This is a genomic window from Streptomyces sp. 8L (assembly GCF_020176795.1).
GTDB lineage: Bacteria > Actinomycetota > Actinomycetes > Streptomycetales > Streptomycetaceae > Streptomyces.
In genome coordinates, this window is record NZ_JAIUKE010000601.1 from 1 (window position 1) to 5,824 (window position 5,824).

The 5,824-nt window shown below is 65.7% G+C and carries 12 protein-coding genes; 3 read left to right on the plus strand and 9 right to left on the minus strand.

From position 1 onward, the window contains the following. Positions 1–57 precede the first annotated feature (57 nt). From LCE31_RS35390 to LCE31_RS35410, 5 genes are all read right to left on the minus strand, one after another. Complete coding sequence (locus LCE31_RS35390; RefSeq protein ID WP_225021894.1) at positions 58–273, minus strand: hypothetical protein; 216 nt, start codon at positions 271–273, stop codon at positions 58–60. Positions 274–284: 11 nt separating this feature from the next. After that, positions 285–581 (minus strand): hypothetical protein, encoded by a 297-nt coding sequence (locus LCE31_RS35395; RefSeq protein ID WP_225021896.1) that lies wholly within the window; start codon positions 579–581, stop codon positions 285–287. An 11-nt stretch (positions 582–592) separates the two neighbouring features. After that, positions 593–811 (minus strand): hypothetical protein, encoded by a 219-nt coding sequence (locus LCE31_RS35400; protein ID WP_225021898.1) that lies wholly within the window; start codon positions 809–811, stop codon positions 593–595. A gap of 163 nt (positions 812–974) precedes the next feature. Continuing rightward, on the minus strand, positions 975–1,142 hold the full coding sequence (locus LCE31_RS35405; RefSeq protein ID WP_225021900.1) for a hypothetical protein: 168 nt from the start codon (positions 1,140–1,142) through the stop codon (positions 975–977). A gap of 13 nt (positions 1,143–1,155) precedes the next feature. Then, positions 1,156–1,371, minus strand: a complete 216-nt coding sequence (locus LCE31_RS35410; protein ID WP_225021902.1) for a hypothetical protein — start codon at positions 1,369–1,371, stop codon at positions 1,156–1,158. 135 nt (positions 1,372–1,506) lie between these two features. Here LCE31_RS35410 and dcd point away from each other — a divergent pair, with 135 nt between their 5' ends. Then, positions 1,507–2,076, plus strand: coding sequence for a dCTP deaminase (gene dcd / locus LCE31_RS35415; RefSeq protein WP_225021905.1), 570 nt, complete (start codon positions 1,507–1,509; stop codon positions 2,074–2,076). A gap of 633 nt (positions 2,077–2,709) precedes the next feature. Here the strand turns inward: dcd and LCE31_RS35420 are convergent. Then, positions 2,710–2,880, minus strand: a complete 171-nt coding sequence (locus LCE31_RS35420) for a hypothetical protein (protein WP_225021907.1) — start codon at positions 2,878–2,880, stop codon at positions 2,710–2,712. A gap of 29 nt (positions 2,881–2,909) precedes the next feature. Continuing rightward, on the minus strand, positions 2,910–3,107 hold the full coding sequence (locus LCE31_RS35425) for a helix-turn-helix transcriptional regulator (protein WP_225021909.1): 198 nt from the start codon (positions 3,105–3,107) through the stop codon (positions 2,910–2,912). Positions 3,108–3,435: 328 nt separating this feature from the next. Here LCE31_RS35425 and LCE31_RS35430 point away from each other — a divergent pair, with 328 nt between their 5' ends. Both LCE31_RS35430 and LCE31_RS35435 read left to right on the plus strand, forming a co-directional pair. Further along, positions 3,436–3,768: an endonuclease VII domain-containing protein gene (locus tag LCE31_RS35430; RefSeq protein WP_225021911.1), complete on the plus strand. Its 333-nt coding sequence runs from the start codon at positions 3,436–3,438 to the stop codon at positions 3,766–3,768. A gap of 291 nt (positions 3,769–4,059) precedes the next feature. Next, a complete protein-coding gene (locus LCE31_RS35435) occupies positions 4,060–5,217 on the plus strand; it encodes an integrase (RefSeq protein WP_225021913.1) in 1,158 nt (385 codons plus the stop codon). 18 nt (positions 5,218–5,235) lie between these two features. On the opposite strand, the gene LCE31_RS35440 is transcribed toward LCE31_RS35435, so the two are convergent. Both LCE31_RS35440 and LCE31_RS35445 read right to left on the minus strand, forming a co-directional pair. Beyond that, on the minus strand, positions 5,236–5,433 hold the full coding sequence (locus LCE31_RS35440) for a hypothetical protein (protein WP_225021915.1): 198 nt from the start codon (positions 5,431–5,433) through the stop codon (positions 5,236–5,238). A 77-nt stretch (positions 5,434–5,510) separates the two neighbouring features. Continuing rightward, entirely contained in the window at positions 5,511–5,717 is a 207-nt protein-coding gene (locus LCE31_RS35445) for a hypothetical protein (RefSeq protein WP_225021917.1), read from the minus strand. Positions 5,718–5,824: the final 107 nt, after the last annotated feature.

Sequence of the window (5,824 nt, forward strand, 5' to 3'; positions counted from 1 at the left end):
GCCTGCTTCCTTCAGGCCGGGCAGCGTTCTGCGGTCGTGGTCGCGGTGATGGGCTGGTTAGCTGTAGTTCTGGATGCGACGCTGGCAGTCTGGGCAGGTGATTGGGGTGCTCTCGTCGTGGTGGTTGACGGCCTCTTCGCGCTTGCGTTTTCCGCATGTGGTGACGAGTGTGAGGCCGGAGTCCTGTGCTTTCGCTGCGTGGATGATGTGCTCGCGGGGGCCTTGGATGCGGTGAGGGTAGAGGTCGGTTTTGATGACGAGACCCTCGCTCATGCTGGTACTCCTCACTGCTCGACGGCGCGGTCGGCGGGAAAGTGGCGATCGGGGGCGTCCCGATGCTGGTCACGCCACTGGAAGTGGAGATCTCGCCGCTCTGCGCACAGGTCGTCCCAGTAGTCGCGGGCCCGGTTGAATGCCTTGTATGCGGCGTCGATCTCCTCAGTGAGGCGGCGGTCCTGCTCCTCGTACTCCTCGCGGGTCATCGGCTGCGACGGGCCGACCTGGGCTACGGTCTCGCGCAGGGATTGCAGGCTGCTGATCGCGGTGTCGGTGTCAGGCATGATGTGGCGGGGCTCAGTCATCGTCTCGCTCCTCACTTCTCGGTGGTGCGGTATTGGACGGGTCGGTCTTGGGTCTTGACGAGGAGGCCAGTTTGGGCGAGGTCGCGCATGGCCTTGCGTGCACGTTTCTCCTGCTGCCGCTGGTCGCCTTGGCCGTGTCCGGTGTCGTGGAGGGCGGTGACGGCCCGTTGCGTGTCCCACAGGCCACCCAACGCCCGCACCGTCTGTGCCAGACTCTCCGCGACGGTCACCGGCGGCCTCACTTCTCGGTGGTGCGGTCGGTCTCCGGGCGGGGTTGTGCAGGGGTGGGTCTCCTGCACGAGGTACACGCCGGGCCGCACCTGCACAGGCGGGGCCAGGTGACAGTGGCACGGGATCACGGTGCTACAGGTCGGGCAGAGTGCCATACTGGCCTCACTTCTCGGGCTCGCCGTGGGCGAAGGACAGGAGGCGGTGCATCGTCCAGGACGCGTCGTCGCCGGTCTTCGCGGCCTTCCCGAGCACGTCCCGCAGTTCGTGGGCCTCGGCGTCGGTCAGTTCGATCGTGGTGGAACCGTCGTTCTCGACCCTGCATACCTTCATGGCTGTTCTCCCGTCAGATAAGGGTGATCTTTTCGATCTCGCCGTTCTTGCGGACGAGAATCTCTCCGCCGTCAGCGAGCTGGGCTTCGATGAAGTCGTAGACCTGGATGGCCCGGTTCACAACGTCGGTCTTGCTGAGCTGGGCGCGTTCGACGGTGCGGAGCAGGGCGTCGTTGGCGCGGGGGGTGAGCTTGCAGTTGAGGGCGGTGAGTTCGAGGTTGGGGGTCATGGAGCCTCTCTCGATCGTGTAGCTAAAGACTACACGATGGGTAGTCTGGTGTCGAGTCGGTTGATGCCAACAGCCCCTGAGCAGCGCCGAATTACCCAGGGAACACCGCACCCCAGACGCCCATACGCTCGTCGTGTGCTGCTCTCCGACACCGACATACGCGCCGCCCTCACCACCGGGGCCGCCGCCCTCGACCCCTACGACGACACCCTCATCCAACCCGCGTCCATCGACGTCCGCCTCGACCACGCCTTCCGCGTCTTCGAGAACCACCGGCACGCCTGCATCGACCCCGCGCAGGACCAGGCCGACCTCACCCGCCTCGTCACCGTCGACCAGGGCGACCCGTTCGTGCTGCACCCAGGGGAGTTCGTCCTCGCCGCCACCCTGGAAACCGTCACCCTCGGACCCGCCCTCGCCGCCCGACTCGAGGGCAAGTCCAGCCTGGGGCGCCTCGGGCTCGTCACCCACGCAACCGCCGGCTTCATCGACCCCGGGTTCACCGGGCAGGTCACCCTGGAGCTGTCGAACGTGGCCGCCCTTCCCCTGAAGCTGTGGCCGGGCATGAAGATCGGGCAACTCTGCTTCATCAGACTGACGTCGCCGGCCGCGAAGCCGTACGGGCACGGCGCCACCGGCTCCCGCTACCAGGGCCAGCAGGGGCCCACCGCATCTCGCTCGCACCTCGGATTCGTGCGGGCGTGACCCGTCCGGGTGGGGTGGAGCAACGTCCGGCGTTCCGTGCCACCGTGGAGGCATGACAACACCACGCCGCTTTCACCTTCAGCGCGACACCGACATCACTGGAATGTCAGGCACGGGCCATGTCGCCGACGGCATCCTCTGGTCCGACGGCACCGCATCCGTACGATGGGCCGGCACGCGCCCGTCCATCGTCTTCTGGAGCCGCCTCGCGGATGCTGAGCACGTTCACGGCCACGGCGGTGCTACCCGCATCGTCTGGGACGATCCCGAGCCTGTCGCCGGGGCCGACATGATGTGCCCCCACTGCCCGGACGGGCACACGCCTTCAGACGGAGGTTCGCAGCCCTGGTCCGCTTCGCGCGTTCGATTGTGGCGATCCATCCCTCTTGATCGTCGTCCTCGTCTGGCTCCCAGTACCAGACACTCCCGACCCTCCCGTGTGCGTCGAAGACATCGAACATCTTCGGGTCGTCAGTGGCGCGCAGTTCTATTCCCACGGCTGCCTCCCCTTCGCTTTGCTTGCAAGAGAGGTAGCCCCGGTTGTCGCAGAGCCAGAACACACGATGCCCCAGAGCCATCGCGCCCCGCCCAGGCCTGTCTCGGCAGAATCGATCCTGACGAAGAAACGGGGACTTAGTCCCCGGTCGCTTGCGGGGTAGGGAAGGTCCGGTAGAGCGAGAACGCTTCACCGAGATCCTCCTGCGTCCAGTCCCGCTCAAGGCAGGTGGCGAGGAGGACTTCGCGGGCCTTGTCGCGACCGTCGCGGTCGTACGTCTGCTGCACCTTCGCTGCGAGTTCATTCATGCCATGAGAACGTGCACGCCGGGCGCGAGTTACGGCCGATCGCGTCGGTCACGCTTCGGGTGCCGCTCCCGCCATTGATCCAGCTCGCGCACTGGCCAGAGCGAGGTGCGCCCGATCTTCTTCGGCGCCGGGAAGTCTTCCTGCTTGGCGAGGTTGTAGAGGCTCTGCCTGTTGATGCCGAGGTGTGCGGCGGCTTCGTCGGAGGTCAGGTAGCCGGTCAGGTCCATGGGCTCAGCATAGGCCGTGAAGAGTAGGTCGACTACTGCTAAACTAGAGTAGCTCAACTACTCCATTGGGGGACTGATGCAAGAGGCGCTGACGCCTGAGCTGGAAAGACGCTGCGAAAACGAGGGATGCGCAGAGCTCCTGCCGCCCCGGCGACGTAAGTACTGCTCGCCTGCTTGCGCAAAGAAGGCCGCCAACGCTCGCGACGATGAGCGCCACGCGCAGTTGGCCAGCAAGATCTGTAGGGACTGCCAGAAGGTCCAGCCGATTGGAGAGTTCCGGCCGCCGCGCTCACCGAGGTGCCTGGCCTGCACACGGTTGATGCGACAGGTGGACTACGAGCGTCGCGGAGGCAAGGAGTACATCTACGGCCACAACCTCAAGCGGTACGGCCTGACGCTGGAGGAGTACCAAGACAAGCTCGCTACTCAAGAGGGCCGTTGCGCCATATGCGGGGACGAACCTCCCGAGGGTAAGCGTCTGCACGTCGACCACAACCACGAGACAGGAGCGGTTCGCGATCTCCTCTGCCGCTGGTGTAACTACGCCCTGGGCAACGTGAAGGACGAACCGGGGCGCCTGCTGGCGATGATCTCCTATCTCGAACGCCACGGCATCCCGCTGACGACCGGTGGCCTGCTCCGGGGAGGCGATGCAACATGATCATGAAGAGCCTGGGATAATTTCCCTTGTACGTCTCTGCTTATCTGAGAGGGGATCTCGTGGTTCCGGCCCGGAGCAACGAAGACGCAGACTGCGCCTGCGGCCGAATCACGGTCGGCATTACCGTGACCGACACTCGCAACTGGCACCCGGACTGCCCGGCCCACGGCACCGCGTCGGCTTGGTGGAACTCGGAGGAACAGCAAGCTATGCGTGCAGCCAGGCGTGAACAGCTAATTGGTCTGTGGCGGCGAGCACGGGAAGCCCGACGGGCTGCCGCGGGGCAAGCCAGTGAGTGAGGACGCCGAGGTGGTCGATGCCGAGCTGGTGGACGACGACCACCTCCCCGCCGTGCGCCCCGACCCGGCACCCGCGCGCCCGGTCGTCGACCGGCACACGATCCTCTACCCCGGCCAACAACTCCCCACCGAAGCCGACCAGCCCCGCTACACCGAACGCGACCTGTACGTCTCCGCAGAGACCCAGGAACGCCTAGAGAATCAGTCCGCGCCCGCGAACACCGACCGCAACTACAAGTCCCAGCGCGGCAAGTTCGAACGCTGGTGCGCCGAACAAGGCCGCGTCCCCAACCCCTGCACCACCGCCACCTACGTCGAATACGTCGCCCACCTCATCCGGGAAGGCCGCGCCCCCAACGCCATCAGCGCCGCCATGTCCGCCGTCCGCACCATGCAACCCGAAGACAAACGCCCCGGCACCAAGCAAGCCCGCGGCATGCTCAACGAGTACCGCAAACAGTGGGGCAAACGGAACAGGGTCCGTAAGGCCCCTGCCATCACCAACGCAATGATCCGGGCCATGGTCGATACCTGCGACCTGCACCACCCGACCGGCCTACGCGACCGATGTGCCCTCCTCATCGGGAGGAAGGCACTGAACCGGCGCATTGAGCTCGCAGATCTCTCCATCGCAGACGTCGAAGTGGATGACGACGGAATCGCCGAATGGGTCGGCCACTCTAAGACAGACCAGGAGTCCAGGGGCGAAGAGACCTACATCCCCGCCGACCCTGACGACCCTCGATATGACCCGGTCACCGCCGTGCGGGACTGGCTCGACTGCCTCCACCACCTCGGCATCCACGAGGGCGCTCTGCTACGAGCACTCACCTCGGCGGGGACTCTGCAAAACCGCGTCACAGCCACCAAGCGCGGCGACTACGTCACGGGCGACGCGATCAACGACTGGGTCCGTGGTAGGGCACACAAGGCGGGTCTGTCGAACTGGCAGAAGATCACTGCGCACGGCCTGCGCCGCGGCGGAGCCCAGGAGATCGCGGATGCTGGCGGGGACCCCACGAAGCAGGGACGGTGGAAGCCGGGCAGCTCGGTCGTGAAGCGCGAGTACCTGGACCGCGCCCAGTCCCGAGCCGAAAACCCCTGGCTCCAAGTGCAGGCGAGACGGAAGGCGTCCCAGGAGCCGGAGTAGCCGTCATACCGACGGCTACTATGTGCGATCCCAGTTGTCGTCGCCGACGGCGTTGTTGGCCCACTCGCGGATTCGTCCGTCGACTTCCCTCTGGTGATCTGCGTCGAGCTGGTCGTAGAGCTCGTCGAACTCTTCTTCTTCGAAGGTGTCGACGTTGGCCATCAGTTCGCCCACGATCGTGTTCTGCTCGTCGAGGCTGAGTTCTGGCTTGCTCATGCGTCCCCTCCACGATCTCGGTGAAGGCATCCTTGCACGCGGTGCCGCGTTAGGGCTCAGCCGGCCGCGGGTTCGTATCAGAGGCCTGTATGGCTGAGGTGCTGTGCCCGGAGGTGTCGTCCCTGGTCGTCAACCAGAAGGAGCGGCGGGCAGTCGGGGCAGGAGAACAGTTTCTCGGTTCCGATCCAGCGCCAGCCGGCGTCCCAGAGCGGGGAGTGGTCGCCGTCTTCGGGTACGGCTGCTGCGGTCTTGCAGGTGGTGCAGGTGATGGTAGCGCGCGGCATCGGCGGTCCTTGACGAGCTACTGGATTGCTGAGGGATCGTCCCATAGTCCTGTGTGGGCGATGACGTCGGCGGTGACGGGCGGGACGCGGTCGGCGAGGAGGGGGTG

Excerpts from the sequence above, each read along its gene's own strand:
- LCE31_RS35390 (WP_225021894.1), bottom strand. The coding sequence starts at position 273 with ATGAGCGAGGGTCTCGTCATCAAAACCGACCTCTACCCTCACCGCATC.
- LCE31_RS35395 (WP_225021896.1), bottom strand. The coding sequence starts at position 581 with ATGACTGAGCCCCGCCACATCATGCCTGACACCGACACCGCGATCAGC.
- LCE31_RS35405 (WP_225021900.1), bottom strand. The coding sequence starts at position 1,142 with ATGAAGGTATGCAGGGTCGAGAACGACGGTTCCACCACGATCGAACTG.
- LCE31_RS35410 (WP_225021902.1), bottom strand. The coding sequence starts at position 1,371 with ATGACCCCCAACCTCGAACTCACCGCCCTCAACTGCAAGCTCACCCCC.
- LCE31_RS35420 (WP_225021907.1), bottom strand. The coding sequence starts at position 2,880 with ATGAATGAACTCGCAGCGAAGGTGCAGCAGACGTACGACCGCGACGGT.
- LCE31_RS35425 (WP_225021909.1), bottom strand. The coding sequence starts at position 3,107 with ATGGACCTGACCGGCTACCTGACCTCCGACGAAGCCGCCGCACACCTC.
- LCE31_RS35440 (WP_225021915.1), bottom strand. The coding sequence starts at position 5,433 with ATGAGCAAGCCAGAACTCAGCCTCGACGAGCAGAACACGATCGTGGGC.
- LCE31_RS35445 (WP_225021917.1), bottom strand. The coding sequence starts at position 5,717 with ATGCCGCGCGCTACCATCACCTGCACCACCTGCAAGACCGCAGCAGCC.